Source organism: Thauera aromatica K172, assembly GCF_003030465.1.
GTDB classification, from domain to species: domain Bacteria; phylum Pseudomonadota; class Gammaproteobacteria; order Burkholderiales; family Rhodocyclaceae; genus Thauera; species Thauera aromatica.
On the sequence record NZ_CP028339.1, the window covers coordinates 2366649 to 2389280 of the forward strand.

The following is a 22632-nucleotide window of genomic DNA, read 5'->3' on the forward strand; positions in this document are numbered from 1 at the left end:
TCATCGGACAAGGCTTCCCGCCGTGCCGATCTCCGCCACCGCGCCTTTTCCCATGACCGCCATCGAAGTCGACGGCCGCCGTGCCGCCCTCGCGGACGACGGCCCCCGCACCGACCCTGCCCCCTTGCTGCTGATCCACGGCGCCGGGCACGACCACGGAGTCTGGCGGGCGGTGGCCGGCGGCCTCGTCGCTGCCGGCCGGCGCGTGATCACCCCCGACCTGCCCGGACACGGCGCCAGCGCCGGCCCTGCACTGACCGGCATCCCATCGATGGCGGCCTGGGTGCTGGCGCTGGCCGATGCACTCGGCCTCGAGCGCTTCGCGCTGGGTGGCCACAGCATGGGCGCGCTGGTTGCGCTCGCCACCGCCGCCGCCGCCCCGGAGCGGATCACCGCGCTGGCCTTGCTCGGCTGCCGGGCGCCGATGCCGGTCGCCTCCTTCCTGCTCGAAGCCGCGCGCACCGAACCGGCGCAGGCCCATGCCCTGATCAACAAGTTCTCCTTCGCCCCCGCCGAACGCATCGGCGAAACCCGCCGCCAGGCACTGGAAGCGGCCAACCTCGAACGCTTGCAGGCCCAGCCCGCCACCGTCCTCGCCATCGACCTCGCCGCCTGCGACCGCTGGCCGGACGGCCTGGCCGCAGCCACGCACGTGCGCTGTCCCACCTTGCTGCTGTGCGCTGGGTACGACCGGATGACTCCGGCGGAGACCTCGCGCCCGCTGCTCCAGGCCCTGCAAGCCGGCAGCGATGCCCGCCTGCTCGAGCTTTCCGACTGCGGTCACGGCATGCTCGACGAAGCGCCGGCCGCCGTCATCGAAGCCCTGTGCGCCCCCGGATGAAGACCACGCAGCCGCCGGAATGAACATCGACAGGGTCAGCGCAACCCGCCCCCGAGGAGAGAGAGATGTCGCGACAGAACGACGAAACCCCGCAATCCCCCCAATCCCCCCTTTCCGGCCGTGCGCACGGCGACGCACCGGACAGCCCCGTCTCCCCTTCCCCCGTTCCATTCCCGCGCGTGCGCAGGGTCGGCCTCGGCGCCCCGCTGCGCTGGGTCGCACTCGGCGCAGGCGACCTCAAGACCTGCCCGCTCCCCAGCCTGTTCTACGGCTTCTGCTTTGCCGCGATGGGCCTGCTTGTCACCATGGTGTTCCGCCGCACCTACGAATACACCTTCGCCCTCACCACCGGCTTCCTACTGCTCGGCCCCTTCCTCGCCATGGGCCTGTACGAGATCAGCCGCCGCCGCGAACAGGGGGCCCCCGCGGCGCTGGCTCCCACCCTCACCGTCTGGCGGCGCAATGCCGGCAACATCGGCGTGTTCGTGCTCGTGCTCGGCGTCGTGTTCCTGGTGTGGGCGCGCGCATCAATGATCGTGTTCGCCCTTTTCTACACCACCGAGCTACCTTCGCTATCAGGTTTCGTCGGCCAGGTACTCAGCCTGCAGAACCTCGAATTCCTTGCGGTGTACTTCGGCGTCGGCCTGATTTTCGCCGCCATCGTCTTCGCCGCGAGCGTAGTCTCCATTCCGTTGATGCTCGACCGCAACCAGGATGCCGTCAGCGCGGTGATCGCCAGTTTCAACGCGCTGCGGAGCAACCCGGGACCGATGCTGGTATGGGCCGTCCTGATCGTGAGCCTCACCGGAATCGGCTTTCTGAGCTTCCACGTCGGCCTGGTGGTGACGATGCCGATCATCGGCCATGCCAGCTGGCACGCTTACAGGGAACTCGTCGAACCACCGCACTCACCGTGACCACCGCCGCCGTTTCTCACCGGCCGGGTGCGACAAGCTTCAGCCCAACTCGAGCACGACCGGCTGGTGATCGGACGCCGCAGTGCCCCCCAGCACCCGGACGGCACGCACGCGGGGAGCCAGTTCCGGGCTGACGAAGAAAAAGTCGCAGCAATAGGCGCGGCCGGGCCACTCCGCGCCGTGCACTCCTACACTGGGCGCATGCGCTGCGCCCGGATGGGCGACCTTCCACGCATCCAGCCACACCGGAACGCCATCGACCGCAGCCGCAGCCTGCATGCGCTGGTGCTCGGACGAGCCCGGCTCGCAGTTGAAATCCCCGCACAGCAGCGCCGCCGCCGGTCGCGGCCAGGCTGCGAAAGTTGCATTGGCTTCACGTTCGGAACGTTTTTCCGGCAGCCGCGCCTGCGCCGCCAGTCCGGCCTGCAACGCCCATAACGCCTGCACCTGGGCTTGCCGCTGGAGCTCCGAGTAGTACTCCAGGTGGGTCGTCATCACCCTCAGCGCGCCCCACGACGCTTGCACCACCACCTCCACACAGGTTCGCTGCATGCTTGGCAGGCCAGGGTCGGCCGGCGCCGGCAGCAAGTGACGGAACACCTGCCCCACCGGCAAGCTCGACAGCACCAGGTTGCCGAAAAAGGCCCGCCCGCCTTCACCATCGGGAACATCGACCCCGGCTCCGAACACCGCCGCATGGCCAGGAAACGCGCGGGCGAAGAAGTCCGGCTCGTCCTCGCGCGCGCCGCCCGGCAGGCCGGGAAAATTCGCGGCCACCTCTTGCAGGCAGATCACATCGAACGCACCCGCGGCACGGATCGCCGCCGCCGTGCGCTCCAGATCGACCCGCCCGTCGGCCCCGCGGCCCCACTGGATGTTCCAGCTCAGTATCCGCATGTCGTTTCCCGGCACATCATTCTCGCCTCATCCCCGAAACCGGTCCCGCAGCCTCGATCAGGATGACGGCACCAATGGTGCGCTGGTACAAAAGGCGACCCCTTCCACCAGCCAGCCATCGCTTCCACCGTCATTGAAATCGGCCGGATCGGTCGCGTAACGGTGATTGGCATCGCGCCTCACCCCGCCCACCACCTCTCCCGCATACCCGTTATACGCCCGCAATACGGGGAAGGGGGCGGCATCCGGACATTGCCCCAAAGCATCGGGCATGCGGATCGAAAAGCCGATCCCTTCAAGATTCCATGCCGGAAATCCCGGCGGCGCCGCGGCCCGAAGCGCCACGAGACCAGCGCATTCCAGCGCCGAGCCCGTGAAGAAATGGCTGTTCGGGCCGATCGATGGGTCACCATAAAAACGGCACACGGGGGAAAAGCCCGGTTCGCTGGAATAAGCGGATGCCGCGGAAAACGCCCTGCCGGTGGGAAACCATCCGTATTCGGGATGCGCAAGCAAAAGCGCCACCTCGACATCTTCGGCGCTCAGAAAATAGTGATTGAGGCCGGCGTGGTAAAACTCACGCACCACGGTTTCATCCGCCAGCGCCGGGACCGCCTTCTGCACTGCAATTTCCAGCCTGTCATCGCTGCCTCCGGCGACCCTTGTGGCGCGGTACAGGCGCGACAAGGCGGCACGGTCTCCATTGAGATTGGCGTCCAGGAAGGTCAGGTACCATGCATAGGCTTCGTCCATCACCTCGGGATTATGGCCGTGGGCCATTCCCCGGACGGCCACCAGATAACGCGTTCCCTGAAGCCGGTCGACGGCCTCTTCGGTCATGTCCAGCGGCGCAACATCGTCATCGGTGCCGGCAACGCCGATATAGGCGGCAGTCACACCGCGCGTGCCGCGCTGTTCATCACCGAAAGCAGGCAGCACCGACACCCCCGAATAAGGTACAAAACCAAGGATCGCGCGCAACCTCGGCTCGCGGGTAACCTCCTTGCGCGAGCGCAGGAAATCGGTGGTCAGCTCGGCCCCGGCAAGCAACATCATGCTCTCGCCACCAAGGCTCGCGCCAAAACCGGCAATCCGCCCAGAGTCGATGAGAGGCCCGAAATCCGGTCGGGCAAGCAGGTGATCGAGCAGCCCCTGAAGCGCCAGCGGGCGGATGGCCTGCATCTCCACCAGTTCTTCATCGTCCATCAGGAGATAGCGCAGGTCGTCCATATCCTCGAGTTCGATGCGGGAGATCCTCGCGTCAGCATGGAAGGGGGCGGCCACGACATAACCGTGCGAGGCAAAACGTGCCATCGTCGATAAATAGTCGCCTCCCAACGGACTGCCGCCGAGACCATGCGAATACAGCAGCAAGGGCCACCGAGAGGGTTCGGGACAAGCTTCCTCGCTGCAGCGCTCGGCCAGGATCGGCGCTTCATCTCCACGCTGCATCGCCGGCACGCCGCTGCCATCGGGCAGCATGAAAGAGGCGCGCGGGTTGTCGTCGGTGGTCGGGTAGCAAACCAGTGCCACGAACTCTACATCGCGGGTGCGGAAATTACGGAAAAGCGTCCGGTCGTCCGGCGGGCGAACCACGTACCTGATGGCAAATTCAGGCTCGACCAGCAAATCACTGACGTAGCGCTCCACGTCGTCGCGGGCCCCTTCCCAATAGGACGAAACGTCATGCAGCGCCCGGGAAAAATCCTGCTCGACGTTGCTGCAACCCACTGCGTAGGGTCCATCTCCCACCAGGTCAAGTTCAACGCTCGAAGCGCCCGACGCCGGGGTCGCATGCCACAGCAGGACGGCACACCCGAGCACAATACGAACCACTTTCCTGCATTGCATGTCGGTCGGGCCTCCTTGCCCCCGGAAACACTCCAGAATACGGCCAGGGCTTTCTTTTACCGCTCCCACAGGTGCAGGCTCGAAGCCCGGGCAGGGCCACAGGGCAAAACAGACACTGGGCATGGTCGGGAATCGTCGGCGACAATGGCAGCCACGCGGCAACCGCGACGATACACACCCCACGCCAGCTCCCGGTCGAAACCGAAACCCTCACGTTGATCAGCATGGAACAGGCTATGGCGATTCGCAAGCGAGGAAAGGGCGGAAAAGCGGGAGCCATAATGCACAGGTTGCCGTGTCAACGATCAGGGAACAGTATGTCACTCACCCATCATCCACATCGTCTTGGGCCCGCATTGCTCGCAGTCATGCTAGCAACCACCATGCCAGCCGGCGCCCAGGAAACCGGCACCAGGCGACTCGGGGAACGCATCGATTCGCTGCTGCAACGGCATGGCTTTCCACCACGCCCGTCCCGGCCATTCGACGAAATCCGGATGACTGCCGCAATGGCCGATGCCAGCCTGCTTCAGGCAAGAGCATCAGCGCGGGCGGTCGGCCTGATCGTCCGTTTTCGCGATCCTGCGGTACAGGCGCTTGCAGCCGCGGATGCCGCACCACCGCCTGCACTGCTTGCCGTCCTCCAGGCAGCGCTCGTCCGCCCCATCCGCTTTCAACGTGCAATGGGAGGAGGCATGCACGTATTGCGTTTCGACACTCTGCTGACACAGGACGAAGCAGAGAGCGAAGCACACCGCCTGCGTGCGTTGCCGCAGGTGATGAGTGCGGACGTCGATCTCGTATCCCGCCCCCAGCAGGCACGAACTTCGACCGATCCACAGTTCGCCAAACAATGGAGCCTGCTCGGTACGACACAAGGCTTTGCCGGTGGAATCGATGCCGAAGCTGCATGGACGCGTGGAACCGGCTCATCGTCGGTGGTGGTGGCAGTACTCGACAGCGGAATTCGCCCTCACCCCGAGTTTGGTGACCGCATCCTGCCTGGCTATGACTTCGTTTCCGACCCTGATTACGCCAACGACGGCAACGGGCGCGACGCCGATCCGGCCGACCCCGGTGACCGTGTCGGAGCGAGCGAATGCGGCATCGGGGAGCCGGCCCAGCCGAGTACCTGGCACGGCACGCACGTGACGGGGATCATTGCAGCCGACGGCGCCAACGGCATCGGGATTGCGGGCGTGACATGGAAGACCCGCATCCTGCCGGTCCGGGTGCTCGGCAAGTGCGGTGGAACAACCTCGGACATCCTCGACGGCCTGAGGTGGGCGCTCGGTCTGCCCGTGCCCGGGGTACCGACAAACCTCAATCCAGCTCAGATCCTGAACTTGAGCCTCGGCGGAACGCCTTCCTTCGGTTGCCTCGCGCCCTACCGGGCCGCACTGGCCGAGGCCCAAGGGCAGGGTGCGCTGGTCGTGGTCGCGGCCGGCAACGACAGCAGTACGAGCGCGATTTTCAGCCCCGCCAATTGCGCCGACGCGCTCCCGGTGGTGGCGACGGACCCCTTCGGCGACCTGGCGTCATACAGCAACTACGGCCGCACCGGTCTTGGCGCACCCGGTGGCGATTCTGCATATTTCGGCCCTACGGCGGAAATCCTGTCAACGGTCGACATCGGAAACGACCAGCCACTCGGGCCCGATTACGGCTATGCGCAAGGCACCAGCATGGCGGCGCCCCACGTGAGCGGTATCGCGGCCCTGATGTTGGCCACCAATCCGCAGCTATCCGGCACCGAATTGCGCAGCCTGCTCGAATATGGCGCCAGCGCTTACCCCGTCGGTAGCTACTGCGCCTACAGCAATCTGTGCGGCACCGGGCTTGCCAATGCGCACAATTCGGTCAGCACTGCGGCGGCGATGCTCGGCTATCAGCTGGTGCATGAATTCCACAACACCGATCTTCAGCACTACTTCCTGACCGGTTCCAAGGACGAAGCAGCACTCATCGAAAAAGGTTCAGCCGGGCCGGGGTGGACCGATACGCGCGAGTATTTCTACGCCTGGAGCCGCGCCGTCGATGGCGCAGCTCCCGTATGCCGCTTTTACGGCACTCCCGGCATCGGCCCCAACTCGCATTTCTACACGGCGAGCGCACAGGAGTGCGATCTGGTCAAGCTCGACCCGGGCTGGACCTATGAGGGCATCGCATTCTACGCCCGGCTGCCGACCGAGGACGCATGCCCGGTCGATACGATCCCGGTGTTCAGAAGCTACAACATGCGCTGGATGCTCAACGATTCCAACCATCGCTACACTACCGACGAAGCAATTTATCAGCAGATGAACCGCTCAGGCTGGGTTGGTGAAGGTGTGGCCTTGTGCGTGGCGGCTTGAAACCGCTGCGCTGTGCTCCGGACCCTGCAGCCATATCGAAATAGAGCAACAGCAGGTTGCCTCGTCATCTGGGAAAGCGCTTTCCATATTTACTGCAAAACCCCCTGTGCCAATATGACCTGCGTCACCTACCCCTGACCATTTAGTGAGCAACGAGGTAGGCATGACGACCACCACTCAACCCACGGCATCGATGCACATTCTGAAGACCTCTGCCGATCCGCTCGTCTCGGAAGGCGCCCGTAGGGCGACTGAAGAGACGAGCGGATCGGCGGCGCCGACCGCGCAGCCCGGTGCCAACACCGAGGTCGTGCCGCGCGCCCGACGCCGGCAGTTCTCCAACGCCGACAAGCGGCGGATCCTCGACGCGGCTGACCGTTGCACCCAGCCCGGCGAGATCGGCGCGCTGTTGCGCCGCGAGGGCGTCTACTCATCGAGCCTGAGCACTTGGCGGCGCCAGCGCGAGGCCGCCGAACTGGCTGCACTGGCACCGCAAAAGCGGGGCCCCAAGCCGGATCCCGCCGCCGCCGAAGCGCGCCAGATCGCGCAGCTGATGCGCGAGAACGAACGCCTCAAGAGCCAGCTCGACAAGGCGCACCTGATCATCGAGGTCCAAAAAAAAGTTGCTGCCTTGCTGGGCAGTCCGATCGACGACACGCACGACAAGTCATGATGCGCGGCGCCGAAGAACTTGCCCCGGCCCTTGGCATGGCCGCCGCCTGCCGGGCCGTGGGCCTCTGGCGCGGTGCGCCGGCCCGGGCGCGCGCACGGGCTGACCCTGTCCCCGTTTGATGGACGCCATCAAGGGCACTGCGGCAGCAAGTTATCCACGGGCGCGCGCCTGCGGCGCCTCATACGCAGGCAGAGCGCGCGGCGGTGGATAACTTGCGATGCTGTCCGGTTGAGTGTTCGGTTGCTGCATTGCCCACCTCCTTTCGAATTGGACCGGACTGTCGTAATCAAGTGCGCTGTGCCGACGTTCGGTGTTGTAGTAGCCGATGTACTGGGTTAGATCGTCGATCGCCTGTTGGCGTGTGGCGTAGTGTTCGTCATAGACCCGTTCGACCTTGAGCGTGCCGTTGGCCGACTCCATCGGTGAGTTGTCGTAGCAGTTCGCGCGCCGGCTCATCGACACCGTGATGCCTTGAGCATCGAGTACCTCGCGATAGTCGTGCGCGCAGTACTGGCTGCCGCGATCGGAGTGGTGCAGCAGGCCGGCGGGCGGCCGTCGCATGCCCAGCGCTAGGGCCAGCGCCGCCATCGTGAGCTGCGTGTCGATGCGATCGCTCATCGCCCACCCGACCAGCCGGCGACTGAACAAGTCCATCACCAGCGCGACGTACAACCACCCCTCGTCGGTGCCGACGTAGGTGATGTCGGTCACCCATTTCTGATTCGGCGCACTCGCGCTGAAATCGCGCTCGAGCAGGTTCGGCGCTACCGGCAGGCTGTGGCCCGAATCGGTCGTGCGCACAAAACGGCGCCGCCGGCGTGCTTGCAAGCCCTCGCGCAGCATCAGCCGGCGTACCCGCTTGTGATTGACCGGAAAGCCCGCAGCGCGCAGATCGCGGGTGAGCCGCGGACGCCCGTACTTGCCCCGATGGTGTGCATGGCATGCGTGCAGCATCACCACCAGCTCCTCGTCGCGGCGCACCCGCGCCGATGGCCCGCGACCCCGCCACGCGTAGAAGCCGCTGCGCGAGACCTCGAGCAGCACACACATGCGCGTCACCGGCCAGCGCACCGACTGTTGCTCAATCCACGCGTACTTCACCGCGACTCCCTGGCAAAGTACGCCGCCGCCTTTTTTAGAATCTCGTTGTCGAGCTTGAGTCGCGCGTTTTCTGCCCGCAGCCTACTCAACTCGGCTTGTGCGTCATTGACGGGCGCCGCCGCCGCTCGCCTGGCGAGCGGCTTGCCACGCCGCGCCCGGCGCACCCAGTTGCCCAGCGTCTTCGGCGAAATGTCCAGACTGCACGCCACCTCGCTCGCGCTGCGTCCAGCCTCCATCACCTGACGTACCGCCGCCTCGCGAAATTCCACCGTATAGACCCGCTTCGGTATCCTCGTTTTCATCTCACGTTCCTCCATGAAGCCTTAGAGCCGCACTTCATGGCGTCCGTTTTTCGGGGGCAAGCTCAGGTTGCCGAGCACCGGAATCTCGTGCAGCCAGGGCACGCCCAATTTGGCATTGGTGTCGGAATCGCGGATCAAGCCGCCCAGGACGACCGTCTCGCCGGTGCGCACCGCGACCTTGCTGGCGACTTCACGCTGGTTGAAACTGCGCTGGCCGGTAGCCTGGTCGACCTCGCCGACGTCGGTCACCGACTGTTTGATGTTCATCGACACCATGCCGCCGGCGTTGGCAGAGGGGGTGACCTCCAACATCACGCCAGTATCCTTGTACTGGATCGAAGTGCTGGTCGTACCGCCATCGGTAACCGTCTGGGTCGAGCGGATCGGCTGCTGGTCGCCGACGTGGATCACCGCAGTATGGTTATCCAGCACCATCACGCTCGGGCTGGAGATCACGTTGATCAGGGACTTTTGCGCCATCGCGTTGAGCACTGCCCGCACCTGACCTGCGGCGTTAGTGATGCTGTAGGAAAAACCCGGCACGGTGCGGCCGAGCGTCTCGGAGGCACGGTCGGTGAGCAGGCCGCTGCCCTGGTAGTTCCCCCCGAGATTGCCTTCGAAGAACCACTGCAGGCCGTATTTCGTTTCGTCGTTGAGCGTCACCTCAAGAATGCTGGCCTCGATCAGCACTTGGGTGGGCGAAAGATCGAGCCGGCGCAAGGCCGCCTCAATCTTGCGGTACTCCGAGCCCGGCGCATGGATGAGCAGCGCGTTGTTCAGATCATCGGCCACCACCCGCACCTGCGTGCCGAGCGAGAACTGGCTCACGGGCGCACTCTGGCCGCTTTCGTTACGATTGCCGCCGAGCGTCGGCGAAAGCATGTTCGAGCCGCCCGATCCGCTCGAGCGCGTCGTGCTCAGGCCGGGCGCCACACCGCTGTCGGCCTGGGTGCGTCCGGTGGCAGCCGGCCCGCCTCCGAAGACGGCACTGAGGAGTGCGCCCAGATGCTGGGCCGAGCCGTTCTGCACCGGGTATACATATAGCTGTGGTTCGGTCCCGCCCTCCGCCGGTCGGTCGAGCTTTTCGATCCATTCCTTGGCCTGTTGCAGGTAATGCGCGCGTGGCGTGACCACGACGAGGGCATTCATGCGCTCGATCGGCAAAATTCGCATGACGCCTCCGAGCGGCCCGAAAGTCGGCAACTGGCTAATCGGCGCGCTGGCCTGCCCCTGCCCCTGGCCTTCGCCAGCGGCCGAAGCGGGTGCCGCCGGGGCGCCGGTGAGCGCGCGCAGGGCGGCGTCGACCTCCTTGACCGTGGCGTACTGGAGCGGGAAGAGGCCGACCGACATGCCCTTGAGCATATCGACGTCGAAGATAGCGACGAACTCCTTCCAGCTCTCGAGTTGGCCGCCGGTTCCCGCCAGGATCAGCAGGTTGCGCAGCCCATCGACGCGTACGAAGGCCTCGGCCGGGGCGACCGGTCGCAGGATGTCCGCCATTTCCACCGCGCCGATGAATTGCAACGGGACAATGACCATGCCCTGCCCTGCGGCTAAAGCCTTGACGTTGACCGGCAAGGTACCGAGCCCGCGCAACAGTTCCGGGCGGCCTACGTGATACAGCCCCTGGGCGTCTCGCGCCAAGGCGAGGCCGTTGGCACTGAGCACCGACTCCAGAATCGAAAGCACTTCCTTGGGCGGCACTGGCGCCTGGGTGTGCAGGGTAACCTCACCACCGATCGGCTGGTGCAGCGTGTAATCGAGCTTGAGCAAGTCTCCCAGGACGGCGTGCACGAAATCGGTGATCGGCGCCTGCTCGAATTTCAACGAAATATCCCCGCTCGCGGCGATTTTCACCGCCTTCGCCGCCGGCAGGTTGACCATGCGGTCGGTCCCCTTGATCAGCGTCGGCTCGCGCCGCGGCGGCAGCTCCGGCTTGACGGTAATCGACTCATCCTGGCCGATCTGCCCCTGAAAGGGAGCGGCGGGCGGGAGCGGGGACACCCGCTGGGCCTGCTCGGTACTGGCGCAGCCGGCGAGCCCGACGACACCGATGAAAACGAGCAGGCGTACGGAAGCGGAAATTTTTCGCATGGGAAGGTCGTCGGGGTTCATTTTTTGTCGGCTTCGAGTCGGGCGGCGCGGCGGGCAGCGAGACGCTCGGCGAGGGAGCCGCCCCGGCTCGCCGGCGCCGCTGCACCGGGGGCGACCGCAGGCTTGCCGGGCGCCGCAGTGCCAGGCGCGGTCGCGGGCTTGCCGGGCGCCGCAGCCGGCGCACTCTCCGCCTTGCCGCCGGTGGTCGGGGGCACATCGGCCGCAGCAGCCTCGGCGGCGCTGGATGCTTCGCGTTTGCCACTGCCGGCAAGCTGGCGCTGCAGCGTAACAAGCGGCGACGGAGCGCCCTCGGACTGAGGCGCACGCACGAGTTCGAGTTGCCGCTTTTCGCTGCCCTGGGAGAAAGTCACACCGCGTTCGTCGGCTGCGAGCACTGTCCACGGACCGAAGGCATCACCGCGCTTGAGCCGGGTCACCTTGTTTTCGGCGCGCAGCATCAGGTGCTGTTCCTTGCCGAGAGTAAACACTCCGAGCAGGGTCACGCCCTGCAGCGGGTCGGGTTCAGACGACGCCGGCGCGGCGGCGGCCTGTGGCGGCGGACGGCGCCGGCTTTCCTCGAAGATCGGTCGATCGAGTGTCTCGCTCAGGCTGGCCAGGTCCATCACCTCGCGCTCGATTTTTCCTGGCTGCAGGGATGCAGGTTCAGGCCCTTGGGCAGCGGGGGGCGACCAGCGCGTATCGCCCACCGCCCACAGCGCCGCAATTGCAACGACCAAGGCGGCATCGATGCCGAGCAGGATGGGCAGGATGTTCCGCTTCATGGCTGCAGGTGCAACACGCTGAGATCGATCTGGACCACCAGCCGCGCTTCACCGGGAGGCTGGCCACGCCCCTGGCGCGAAGGCGTTGCATTGGCCTGAAGTTTGTCGACGAGAATGACCGGAGCCTCGCGCTCGAAAGCGGCGAGCAGCCCGCGCAAACCTTCCAGGTTGCCGTCCACGGTGAGCTTGAGCGGGATCTGCACGAAGCCGGCATGAGTGCGCGCCGGCAGGATCTGGCTGCCGGCCACGCCCAGTCCTGCGGTCTCGGCAATCTGGCGGACGCGCTGCTGCAAGTCGGTGCCGATGCGGGCCGAATCGATCGCCGCCGGATGGGCATAGCGGCCGAGATGGGCGCCGACCTCGTTCATTCCCGCCTCGAGCTGTGGCTGCAGTTCACGCAGGCCGAGCAGCCTCGCATAGCGTGGCTCGATCGAGCCGAGAGTGTCGTGCGCCCAGTTCAACCTCCCGACCAGGAAGGAGGCGATCACCGCCAGCACGAGAAGGAGAACGAGCAAGAAGCCGCCCACGACGATGCGGGCATCACGCCCCGGGAAGTGCTTGTCGGTGAATGTATTCACTTTGCCGCCGCGCTCCGGGCAGTGAAGAATTCGATGACGAAATTCTCTTTGTCGGAGCGTCTTGCACGGGAAATCGGCGACGGCGCCTTGACCTCTGTAAAACCCGTATCGGGTGCGCCGAGGGCGTTCATCAGCTGCGATGCGTTGCTCGCTTCGCCGAAGATGCGCACCTTGCGGCCGTCGATCTCGAGCCTCTTCAGATAGGCGTCGTCGGGCATCAGGCGTGTGATCAGTTCGAGCGTGACCAGGAGATCCTGGTTGCCGTGCAAGTATTCCTGGAGGACATGGACGCGTTCATTGCCTACTGCCAGTGCATTTCTCGCGCCCAACGCCGCAGCCGCTTCGCGCTCGAGCTCGCCGTAGCGTTGCTGCGCATTGAACACCCGCTCGCGCGCCTGCAGCACCGGCGTCGCCGCCAGCGCGAGCACCAGCAGCAAGGTCAATGCGAGCACGGACAGGAGGCGGAGCCGGGCGGCGCGCTTGCGCTGCGCACGGCGACCTTCGGCGAACCCCTGCAGGACGATAGGCGCGGCCACGGCAGCCCAGACCTCGGGGTCGGCAGCGCCCAAGCGCAACCGTTCGGCAGTGAGCGCAGCCTCTACGTGCGCGCGCGCCGCCAGCGCCAGCCTGACCCGCATGCGTCCGGCGGCCGGCTCGGCGTCCCAACCCCATACGGTATCCCCTGCGGCGAACGGGCTGAGCGCGAGGACTTCGAGCTCAAGCGCCTGGCGCAGTTCGTCGTGCGCCAGCGGCGGCAAGGTGATTTCCCTGAACAACACGCCATCGTCGGACAGTACCACGGCGACTGCAGCAGGCTTCGTCCCCGAAGGCGCGGGTTCCGATGTCGCTCCGAGGCGCAGCACCTCACCGGCGCCGGGAAGCAGCACCCGAACCGCTTCCTGCGGTGACAGCCAGGCGAGCGCAGGCCAGCGGAAAGCCTCGCTCCAGCCGTTGCGCCAGACCTGTACGAGGCGCCCGAGGTCGAAACCGAACAGGTTCAGGCTGCCTGCATCAAGCGCCATTGCCACCTCCGTTGCCACCTTTCATCGGAATGCTACGCACCGGCTCGATGCGCAACGTACGCCACGGCAAGCCCGCTATCCCTGGGGTAGCGGCATCGACCCAGCGGACACGGGCAAGAACACGCCCCTGATCCGCCGGGTAGGAAGCTTCGAGACGAAAGATGCTGCCGGAAGAAAGCAGAATGTGCTCCTGATTGAACGCCGTGGTGTCGATCGCCGGCTCCCCCGCCTCACGAAGGGCCAGGTACGTTTCTGCAGCGCGTAGATCGCCCGGCGCAAGAATCTTGAACATCGCCGGCGGCGCGGCCAGAGGATCGATCCCGCCCGCTCCGGTCCAGGTCGTCAGCAAGTCGCGGATCTTATCATAGGTATCGAAGCTCACTCCGAGCACTTGAAGCAGGTCTTCAGGTGTTTCGAAAGGGCCGCCGCGGGTGCGGAAGGCAACGCCTGCGGCCTCGTAGTCGGCGTCCTCAGCGCCGAGCGGTAGCGGCTCGTCGTCCGCATCCCGCCAGTCGACGACGCGCTGCGCCAGGGTCTCGGCCTGGTCACTCTCGAGGCCCGCACCGAAGGCGAAAAGATCGTGCAGCAAAGCCTGCGACGCACCGTTGAGATCCACATAACCGCCGCCGGGGCTGATCCGCACGCCGATACGCCGGCCATCGATCTCGTAAGCGGTGGCGAAGCTGCGGTCGATTGTTTTCTCGGCAAAGTGCAGCTCGCGCACCGCGAGTTCGATCGCCGCATCACCATAGGCTGCGGCTTCGGCGAAAGCTCGCGCACCTTGCGCACTGCGAATCTCGGCACGCGTCGCGCCCGCCAAGCCCATCGCGAAGATCGACAACGCCGCCACGATCCACAGCACCGCGACCAGGGCCATGCCGCACGCGGCGCATGGCGCCTGCCGCCGCACAGAGGCCGACATGCAACGCGCGCCCCTCACTGCGCACGCTCCAGCGCCGACTCGTTCGGATCGAAGCCGGGTTCGGCCGCCAGCACCGGTACGATCAGCTCGGGCCAGTCCACGCCATCGACCTGAAGCCGGATGGCGACGCGGCCGGGAAGGACCTGGGGGTCGTTCCAGTTCTCCTGCCAGTCCTCGCGCCCGCGTCGCTGATAGGCGATCGCCAGCGAGGTCACCCGGCGCACGAGGATACGCTGCGCCACCGTATCCCAATCCGGACGGACTGCCGGGTCGCTTTCAAAACCAGGAACAGGCGGTATGTAGGGTGCAAGCTGCAAGATCAGATCGAGCTCATCCCCTTCTGGCCGCGCCCACAGGCGCAGCCAGTGCAGGCCGCCGACGCCATGCCGTGCCGGCATCGGTGCCTGCCACTCGAGAGCTGCGGGCAGGCCGATGAAATCCGGCACCTGCGTGCCATCCTCGAGCCTGCGCAGATGGATGATCGAAGCCTCGCTGATGGCCTGGCGAAGAAAACCGCTGATCAGACGCATATCGTCGGCCCGCTCGCTGCGCGCCTCAAGCCGCGCGCCGGAATCGCCGAAAGTACGCAGGGCGGAGATCAGCGCCAGCATGATCAACGCGAGGAGCGTGAGGGCGATGATGACTTCGACCAGGGTGAAGCCGGCCGCATGGCGCCTTCTCATCGGCGGGACCCGGCGCTGATGTCGACAGCGGCTGGATCGACTTCGGGGCGAATCGAATACAAGCGCAGCGTGCGGGTCTGCCCGCGATCCTCCCAACTGATGGCAACCCTGACTCCGTGCAGCCCCCACGCCTCGGGCCGCCCGTCAAGCGGGGGCAGCGGCGTCGTCTCCACTTGCCAACCGAAACCATCGGCGGTACCCGACAGCACCAGCCCGCCGGGCGGCACGGAGTCATGGCGGGCGAGGAGGGATTCGGCAGCCAGCACCGCCCGCACATGGCGCTCGGCGTCCCCTGCAGCCCGGACGCTGCCACCGAGCGCCTCGTAAAGCACGCCCAACGACAGCGCCATGATGGAAAAAGCCACCAGCACTTCGAGCAGCGAAAAGCCCTGCTGGCGGGCGGGGGAAGAAGGGAAGCTCATTTGCGGAGGCGAACTCATTGGCCGAGCGGCTCCTGCGAGACGCGGCCGAGGAGCCAATCCACCCGCAGACGCAGGCCCGCTCCCGATGTGCGCACGATCTCGATGCTGCCGCCAGTGGCACTGCCGTCAGGATAGAAGCGGATACCCATGCGGCCGCCGGCGGTCTCACTTTCGGCCACGAGAGCCTTTACTTCGAGCCCTGGCGGAATTTCCCCGGTCTGCCGGCCACCCGTACCGAAGCGACGGGCCTCGACGTCAACCACGAACACCGTCGGCCGCCCGCTGCTCATCGCTTCCAGACGGGCCCCCTTGAGTTCGGCAAGCAGGTTGCGCACGGTAGCGCGGAATTGCATGGTGTCGTACATGCGCCCCAGGGCCGCAGGCATGACGGCGAGCATCGTGCCGACAACGGCAAGCGCAACGATCAGCTCGACAAGGGTAAAGCCGGCCGTACCAAGGTTACGCCCGCGGCGCGGGCTCACTGCCAGTTACCGACGTCCGCATTCTCGCCCTCGCCGCCGACCGAGTTGTCCGCACCCAAGGTGTAGATGTCGATGTCGGTCCGCTTCCCCGGGCTTTCATAGTGGTAAGCATTGCCCCAAGGATCCTTCGGCACCTCGCCCTTCTTCAGGTAGGGACCGTTCCAGCCAGCCGCGGCGCCGGGGCGTTCGACGAGCGCATCAAGCCCTTCGGCGTTGTTCGGGAAGCGACCGACATCGAGCTTGAACAGCTCGGCAGCCTGCTCCAGATCCTTGATCTGCACCGCGGCGGTCTTGGTCTTGGCGCCACCGAGCTGGCCGAGCACACGCGGCCCGACGAGGCCGGCGAGCAGGCCCAGGATGACGAGGACGACCAGCAACTCGACGAGGGTAAAGCCGGTGTTGAATGGCTGCTTGAAACGACGATACATATAGGTAAACCTCAAAAAATGGCGGCATCAGGTGCTCACCACTGAAACGGAGCCGATTGTAAACGTAGCCGGGACGAAGCGTGCACGCTCCCAGCCCCGAATCCGCTTCAAGCTGTTTCAGCGGGCGCTCAGACGGCGAGCTCGTTAACCGACAGGATGCCCAGCAGGATCGATACGATGATGGCGGCAATCACTCCACCGAGCAGCAGGATCAGCACCGGCTCGAGTAGTGTCAGCGCGCGCTTGATCCCGGACTGGACTTCCCCGTCGTGCACCCGCGCGAGTTCAAGCAGCATGTCGGCAAGCCGCCCGGTTTCCTCGCCGAGCCGCACCATGTTGAGCGCCAGCGGAGTAAAAAGGCCGGTCACTTCGAGCGCGCCGGCCATCCTTCCCCCTTGCTTGATGGCCGGGGCGACTCCGGCCATCGCCTCGCGCAGACGAATGTTGCCCATGGTGTCGGAGGCGATCTTGATCGCGGTGACGATGGGAACGCCGCTGCCAAGCAAGGTTCCCATGCTGCGGGCAAATCGCGTGATCTCGAACTTCAGCACGACGCCACCCAGCACTGGCAGGCCGAGCATCCGCCGGTCCCGCCAGTCGCGACCGGCCGGCGTACGCAGCCAGCGCCGGCAAGCGGAGACTGCAAGCACGATCACCAGCACGATCAGCCACCACCAGTCGGCAACCAGATGGCCGGCGCCGACGATGATCCGCGTAGGCAAGGGCAGCGCTTCACCCATGTCGTTGAACAGCGACTCGAACTGCGGCACGACGAAGGCAAGCATCAGAAACACCGAGACAGCCGCGACGAGCACCAGGATGGCCGGGTAGATCAGCGCGGAAATCACGCTTTCGCGCAGGGCCCGAGTACGCTCGAGGTGCTCGGCCAGGCGTTCCAGCACCTCGCCGAGCTGGCCACCCGCCTCGCCCGAACGCACCATGTTCACATAGAAATCGCCAAACAGCGCCTGGTGCGGCTGCAGCGCCTGGCTGAAGCCCCTGCCCGACTTCACCGCATCGAGCAGATCCTCGAGCAGGGCTGCGACCGATGCCTTCTGGCTCATGCCCGCCATCACCTTGAGCGCACGGTCGAGCGGCAGGCCGGCGCGCAGCATGACCGCGAGCTCGCCGGTAAGATGGTGCACGTCGGCCGGGCCCGGCCCCCTGTCGCGCGAAAACAATCCGGGCGAGGCCGATGCGGGGGGCACTGTCTGCCCGGCGGGACGGGATGCAGCGCCTGCGGCGGGGGCGACGTTTACCGTGAGTTTTTCCGGCGCAGAGCCCATTTTTGCCGCTGTCGGCGGCGGCGCGGGAGCGGCCTTCGGCGCCGCAGCGCTTGCCGGCTCGAGGCGAACCGGCGTCAGACCGCGCGCGCGCAGCTGACGGACGGCCGCTTCACGCGAGCTGGCCTCGATATGCCCCTCGGTGATGCTGCCATCGCCGTGTGCTGCACGATAGGCAAACTCAGTCATTGCTCTGATCCTGTGTCACGCGCAGCAACTCATCCATCGAGGTGATGCCGGCGGCCACCTTGCGCAGACCATCCTCATAAAGGGTGAGCATGCCGCCGCGGCGTGCAACGTTGTGCAGCGTGGTCGCGTCCGCCCCCGAGAGCACTGCCTGATGCACCGCATCGTCCATGGTGAAGAGTTCGTGGATCGAAGTTCGCCCGAGATAGCCGGTGCTCTTGCATTGAGCACAGCTGCCAGCCACATAGACACTGCGCTTTCCCGCCGGCAAAAACCGCCCGATACCGGATTTTTCGTACTCCGCATCCCCCATCTCGACCGGCCGACGGCAATGCTCGCACAGCTTGCGCACCAGACGCTGCGACAGCACGCCATTGACGGTGGACGTGATCAGATAACGCTCCACCCCCATGTCTTCGAGGCGGATGATGGCGCCGGCAGCGGTGTTGGTATGCAGGGTCGACAACACCAGGTGGCCGGTGAGTGCGGACTGGACCGCGATCTGCGCGGTTTCGGTGTCGCGCATCTCGCCGATCATGATGATGTCCGGATCCTGGCGCAGGATCGAACGCAACGCATGTGCAAAAGTCATGCCGATCTGGCTTTGCACCTGAACCTGGTTGACGCCGGCAAGCTGGTATTCGACCGGGTCCTCCACCGTGAGGATTTTCAGTTCAGCAGCATCGAGCTTGGACAGCGCGGCATAGAGCGTGGTCGTTTTGCCGCTGCCGGTCGGACCGGTGACCAGCAGGATGCCGTGAGGACGTGCCAGCAGTTCACGAAAGCGCGCCAGGTTGTCATCGGCAAACCCCATTTTCTCGAGCTCGATGCGGATGCTCGCGCGATCGAGCACCCGCATCACCACGCTTTCGCCGTGCACCGTCGGCAGGGTGGAAACCCGCAAATCGAGTTCGTGACCTTTCACCCGGGTACGGATGCGACCATCCTGCGGCAGGCGGCGCTCGGCGATGTTCAGATGGGCAAGCAACTTGATCCGCGAAGTGACCGCTGCGCCCAGGCCGACCGGCGCGCTGTCGACCGCCTGCAGCACGCCATCGACCCGGTAGCGGATGTGGAGCCCATCCTCGAAGGGCTCGATATGGATGTCCGAGGCGCGCAGATCGACGACGCGCCCGATGATCTGCGTCACCAGCCGGATCACCGGCGCCTCGCTGGCGAGATCCTTCAGGTGTTCGATGAATTCGCTGTCGCCACCGAGCGCACCGACGAAGCCCTCCTCCCCCTCTTCTTCCGCCTCGGCCGGCTCCGTATAAAGCCCTTCGAGGGCGGTCTGGACCTCGGACTCCAGCCCGAGTGCGGCCCGGATCTGCAGGCCGCTGGCCAGATGCAGCGCCTTGGTGAGGAAGGCATCCTGCGGCACCCCCATGACGACCTGGAGTTCGTCGCCATCGCGCCGCAAAGGCAAGACCCCGTGGCTCAGCAGATACTCGGCACCCAGCCCCTCCACCGCCAGAGCTTCCTGCGGAAAGTCGGCGGAGAGGATCAACGGAATGTCCAACTGGGCCGACAGCGCACGTGCGACATCGATTTCCGACAACAGGCCAAGGCGCACCAGGACACGACCGAGCAGATCCCCCATCTCCTGCTGGGCAAGCAGCGCTTGGTCGAGGTCGCGCTGACTAAGCTTGCCCTCTCGCACCAGGCGTTCGCCCAGGCGAAGACGATCGGCGGATTCAGCGTCGTGCATGCTCACTCTCAAGGTAATTGTATTGGCTTCGCAAGGGATTCACCGGCGACGCAGGAAACCCATCGGGGCGAAAGTGAAGCCGAACTTGCGTTCCCTGTCCAGGTCGCGCTCGTAGTCGTCAGGGAAGCGGCGGTTGTATTCCATGATCGCCTCCAGAGGACCCGGCCCCCAGCCCGGCAGCACCGGATGGCCATTGATGTTGCCGTCTTCGACCACCAGGTAGTCGCCCGCTTGCATCAGCGCCCGCAGCGACAGCATCTCCTGCAGCACATGTGGCTGGCGATGGTCGCTGTCGAGAATGGCGAAGACCGGCCCGGGCAGCTGCTTGCGCAATGCAGCGATGCGGGCGCCGACCGCCGCATCCACCGACGAAGATTTGATAAATTCGATTCCCGGTGTGGCCGGCACCCGCGGGTCCAGCAGATGATCTTCGATGTCGACGGTCAGCACTAGCGCATCGGGTCGCACCTGGCGGGCAATGAGGGCGAAATACAGCGCCGAGCCCCCGTGCCGGGTGCCGAATTCCACGATCAGCCCGGGACGCAGCTGGTGGATGATCTCCTGGTAGTTCCACAGATCCAGCACCGACTTCAGGCACGGCACGCCGAGAAAGCGCACGCTTTCCCAGACCCCGGTATCGTAATACCAGCGGTGGAAATCTTCGGCGCAGCCGACGGCGGAGGCTGCAGTTTCAATGTCGGCCCTGTTCACTGGAAAAATCCTTGGCAGCTCGTGGTCAAGGGCGGAATGATAGCCAAGCGACTCGCAGCTTGCACCCGCGTCAGCACTGCGGCCCTTCATCACAGCCCGGCATCGGGCATGCAGCAGCGACCAGCATCAGCAGGTTGCGGGCAATGCCGAGCCGTCGTACCGGCCCGCCAAGTACGGCCGCAACCCGTGTGCGGCAACGTGCGCTGCCAAGCTGGACGCAGGCGCAGGCGGCCAACCGCGCCCAACGCGGATGGAGTGTGCGGGCTACGCGGTGAGCGGAACGTTCGAGCAAGGCGCGATCCTGCGCCACCGCCAGCGCGTACTGGCGACGCGCGGCATCGAAGCGCTCGGAAAAATGCGACACGAAGGCCCACGCCCGGCGCATCGGCGAAGCAGCACCGATCAAGTTGCCACCATGCTGACGGTAGCCGGTGAGTACGGCATCGACCGCCCTCACCTCACCGGCGGCAGCGGCCACCAGCAGCAGCCACCAGTCGTGGTGGCGAACCTGCGCCGGCAGCGGCAGGGCAAATTCAAGCAAGGCCCGATTGCCCAGCATTGCGCAACCGGGCACTAGATTGTGCGCCAGCAACCAGACGTCGACTCCGGTGCGCACCTGCAGCACACCCGCATGCCCGAAATGCGATGGCGCCAGGCAGCGGCCTTCATCGTCGATCAGCGCCAGATCCGCATACGCGAGCATCGGCACCTGTGCATCGGAGAGCGGATTCGACAGTGCCGCACGCATCGTCGCGAGCTTGTCGACGTACCAGACATCATCCTGGTCACACAAGGCGAACCACGCTGCTCCAGCCTCCAGCGCGGCCTGCAGCAGGCGCTCGAAATTGGCGCAGGCGCCAAGGCGACCCGACACCGGCGGGAGCAGCACAATACGGCGGTCGCGCGCTGCGTAATCGCGCAACAACTCCGGCGTGCGGTCTTCCGATGCATCATCGCTGGCGAGCACGATCCAGTTGCCGTCGGTCTGGGCAAAAAGGCTCGCCATCAGTTCGGGCAGAAAACGGGCTCCATTGAATGTGGCGAGCAGGATCCAGATCGGTGCCGCCTGCGGCCGTCCGCTCATTGCCGCACGTCCTGTATACGCGGCGCACCTGCCAGCCCCGCTGTCAGCCCCACCGTCAACCCCATTCCTGCCAGCACACGCGCGTTGCAGCGCTCGACATCGAAGCGTTCTTCGGCCAGCCGGCGTGAGGCCGCTCCCATGCGTCTGGTCAGATCCGGCTCGTCGATGAAGCGCCGCATCGCCGCAACCAGCGCATCGACGTCGCGCGGCGGCACCAGAAAGCCGTTTTCACCCGGAACGACCGTGTCGCGACAGCCGGGCATGTCGGTGGTGATGATCGGCCTGGCCATCGCCATCGCCTCCTGGATGCTGCGCGGCAAACCTTCGCGGTAGTAGGACGGCAGTACGAAAACACTGGCGCGTGCAATCAACGGGCGCACATCGGCAACATGGTCATGCCATTCGACCATACCCTCCCGTGCCCACTGCTCCAGTTCGTCGCGACGAATCGATCCCGGGTTGGGGTCAGGGCCGCCGAGCAGGATGAACCGTGCCAATCCGTGCAGCCGACGGGCGGCCGCCACATATTCGCGCACTCCTTTCTCGGCAAGCAGGCGGGCCGCAAGAAGAAAGATCGGCGGAGAGGCCACTCTCGGCGACGACGTGAAATGTGCGAGATCGACACCGATCCCCCCGATCAGTACCACCTGCTCTGGATCGACCAATTCTTCGCCAACAAAGAGTTCGACATCATCCCGGTTGAGGAAGAAAACCCGCTCTGCACCATCAAGGCCAACGCGATAAAGCAGCGATACGGCTCGTCGCAACAGGCGGCGGCGCAGCGAACCGGCCGCCGCGTCGGCAAACACATAGCCAGCCCCTTCGACGATGGAGAACCGCCGGGGTACCCCGGCCAGGCGGGCGGCGAGATTGCCGTACGTCACGGGCTTGATGAAGTAGCTGAAACAGGCCTCGACCTGCAAGCGGCCGAGCACACTGCGCAGAGCCAACAGACTACGCAGATCCTGCAGCGGATTGAGGCCGGTGCGTGCAAGCGGATAGTCGACCGGCTCCGCACCCAGGGCACGCACGTCATCCCGCAGCTTTTCGTCATAATCCGGTGCGAGCGCAAAAACCTGGATTCCTCGTGCACACCAGGCCTTGACCAGTGGGCCGCGGAAGTTCGGAATCGAAAATGCCTGGCTCGTGACCAGTGCAAGGCGGCGGATCGGCCTGCTACCGCCAGGATTGGCCGAAATACTGCTCACAGGACGCGGCCCGGCGACCTGTCCTGCCACGCAGCAGCCGGACGGGGTGCCATGAAGAATAGGCCGGAAGACGGTCCGGAACGCCCCCGGAGCCTTTCGCTCG

General features: G+C 65.5%; 20 protein-coding genes and 1 pseudogene. 4 read left to right on the forward strand and 17 right to left on the reverse strand.

Annotated elements, in window-relative coordinates:
- Positions 1 to 52: 52 nt before the first annotated feature.
- A complete protein-coding gene (locus Tharo_RS11275) occupies positions 53 to 841 on the forward strand; it encodes an alpha/beta fold hydrolase (RefSeq protein ID WP_107222400.1) in 789 nt (262 codons plus the stop codon).
- A gap of 65 nt (positions 842 to 906) precedes the next feature.
- Positions 907 to 1758 carry a DUF2189 domain-containing protein gene (locus Tharo_RS11280; RefSeq protein ID WP_107221281.1) on the forward strand — a complete coding sequence of 284 codons (852 nt, stop codon included), beginning with the start codon at positions 907 to 909 and terminating at the stop codon, positions 1756 to 1758.
- Between the two features lie 39 nt (positions 1759 to 1797).
- Here the strand turns inward: Tharo_RS11280 and Tharo_RS11285 are convergent, their stop codons facing one another.
- A complete protein-coding gene (locus Tharo_RS11285; protein WP_107221282.1) occupies positions 1798 to 2655 on the reverse strand; it encodes an endonuclease/exonuclease/phosphatase family protein in 858 nt (285 codons plus the stop codon).
- Positions 2656 to 2712: 57 nt separating this feature from the next.
- A complete protein-coding gene (locus Tharo_RS11290) occupies positions 2713 to 4506 on the reverse strand; it encodes an alpha/beta hydrolase family protein (RefSeq protein ID WP_159051691.1) in 1794 nt (597 codons plus the stop codon).
- Between the two features lie 368 nt (positions 4507 to 4874).
- Here Tharo_RS11290 and Tharo_RS11295 point away from each other — a divergent pair, with 368 nt between their 5' ends.
- Positions 4875 to 6860, forward strand: coding sequence for a S8 family peptidase (locus tag Tharo_RS11295; RefSeq protein ID WP_159051692.1), 1986 nt, complete (start codon positions 4875 to 4877; stop codon positions 6858 to 6860).
- Positions 6861 to 7023: 163 nt separating this feature from the next.
- Positions 7024 to 7533, forward strand: a complete 510-nt coding sequence (locus Tharo_RS11300) for a helix-turn-helix domain-containing protein (protein WP_211309600.1) — start codon at positions 7024 to 7026, stop codon at positions 7531 to 7533.
- Between the two features lie 261 nt (positions 7534 to 7794).
- On the opposite strand, the pseudogene Tharo_RS11305 reads toward Tharo_RS11300, so the two are convergent.
- The 15 genes and pseudogenes from Tharo_RS11305 to Tharo_RS11380 form a co-directional block, all read right to left on the reverse strand.
- Positions 7795 to 8951, reverse strand: a pseudogene (locus tag Tharo_RS11305) (IS3 family transposase); the annotation flags it as partial.
- A gap of 6 nt (positions 8952 to 8957) precedes the next feature.
- Positions 8958 to 11051 (reverse strand): type II secretion system secretin GspD, encoded by a 2094-nt coding sequence (gene gspD / locus Tharo_RS11315; RefSeq protein WP_245880886.1) that lies wholly within the window; start codon positions 11049 to 11051, stop codon positions 8958 to 8960.
- The gene (locus tag Tharo_RS17580) at positions 11048 to 11812 is read right to left on the reverse strand and encodes a hypothetical protein (RefSeq protein ID WP_159051693.1); all 765 of its coding nucleotides are present in this window, start codon (positions 11810 to 11812) and stop codon (positions 11048 to 11050) included. The genes gspD and Tharo_RS17580 overlap by 4 nt, the downstream gene beginning before the upstream one ends.
- Entirely contained in the window at positions 11809 to 12390 is a 582-nt protein-coding gene (gene gspM, locus Tharo_RS11325; RefSeq protein WP_107221286.1) for a type II secretion system protein GspM, read from the reverse strand. Before gspM ends, Tharo_RS17580 begins: the two co-directional genes overlap by 4 nt.
- Positions 12387 to 13412, reverse strand: coding sequence for a PilN domain-containing protein (locus Tharo_RS11330; RefSeq protein WP_107221287.1), 1026 nt, complete (start codon positions 13410 to 13412; stop codon positions 12387 to 12389). Before Tharo_RS11330 ends, gspM begins: the two co-directional genes overlap by 4 nt.
- Positions 13402 to 14289, reverse strand: coding sequence for a type II secretion system minor pseudopilin (locus Tharo_RS11335; protein WP_159051694.1), 888 nt, complete (start codon positions 14287 to 14289; stop codon positions 13402 to 13404). Before Tharo_RS11335 ends, Tharo_RS11330 begins: the two co-directional genes overlap by 11 nt.
- Before the next feature lie 59 nt (positions 14290 to 14348).
- A complete protein-coding gene (locus Tharo_RS11340; RefSeq protein WP_107221289.1) occupies positions 14349 to 15017 on the reverse strand; it encodes a prepilin-type N-terminal cleavage/methylation domain-containing protein in 669 nt (222 codons plus the stop codon).
- Positions 15014 to 15439, reverse strand: a complete 426-nt coding sequence (locus Tharo_RS11345) for a type IV pilus modification PilV family protein (RefSeq protein ID WP_159051695.1) — start codon at positions 15437 to 15439, stop codon at positions 15014 to 15016. Before Tharo_RS11345 ends, Tharo_RS11340 begins: the two co-directional genes overlap by 4 nt.
- A gap of 14 nt (positions 15440 to 15453) precedes the next feature.
- The gene (locus tag Tharo_RS11350) at positions 15454 to 15921 is read right to left on the reverse strand and encodes a GspH/FimT family pseudopilin (protein WP_245880888.1); all 468 of its coding nucleotides are present in this window, start codon (positions 15919 to 15921) and stop codon (positions 15454 to 15456) included.
- Positions 15918 to 16349, reverse strand: a complete 432-nt coding sequence (gspG, locus tag Tharo_RS11355) for a type II secretion system major pseudopilin GspG (protein ID WP_107221291.1) — start codon at positions 16347 to 16349, stop codon at positions 15918 to 15920. The genes Tharo_RS11350 and gspG overlap by 4 nt, the downstream gene beginning before the upstream one ends.
- Before the next feature lie 128 nt (positions 16350 to 16477).
- Positions 16478 to 17821 (reverse strand): type II secretion system F family protein, encoded by a 1344-nt coding sequence (locus Tharo_RS11360; RefSeq protein WP_107221292.1) that lies wholly within the window; start codon positions 17819 to 17821, stop codon positions 16478 to 16480.
- The gene (locus Tharo_RS11365) at positions 17814 to 19526 is read right to left on the reverse strand and encodes a GspE/PulE family protein (RefSeq protein ID WP_107221293.1); all 1713 of its coding nucleotides are present in this window, start codon (positions 19524 to 19526) and stop codon (positions 17814 to 17816) included. Before Tharo_RS11365 ends, Tharo_RS11360 begins: the two co-directional genes overlap by 8 nt.
- A gap of 39 nt (positions 19527 to 19565) precedes the next feature.
- Positions 19566 to 20327 (reverse strand): CmcI family methyltransferase, encoded by a 762-nt coding sequence (locus Tharo_RS11370; protein WP_107221294.1) that lies wholly within the window; start codon positions 20325 to 20327, stop codon positions 19566 to 19568.
- Complete coding sequence (locus Tharo_RS11375; protein ID WP_107221295.1) at positions 20308 to 21321, reverse strand: glycosyltransferase family 2 protein; 1014 nt, start codon at positions 21319 to 21321, stop codon at positions 20308 to 20310. Before Tharo_RS11375 ends, Tharo_RS11370 begins: the two co-directional genes overlap by 20 nt.
- Positions 21318 to 22529, reverse strand: a complete 1212-nt coding sequence (locus Tharo_RS11380; RefSeq protein WP_211309601.1) for a glycosyltransferase family 4 protein — start codon at positions 22527 to 22529, stop codon at positions 21318 to 21320. The genes Tharo_RS11375 and Tharo_RS11380 overlap by 4 nt, the downstream gene beginning before the upstream one ends.
- Between the last annotated feature and the right edge of the window lie 103 nt (positions 22530 to 22632).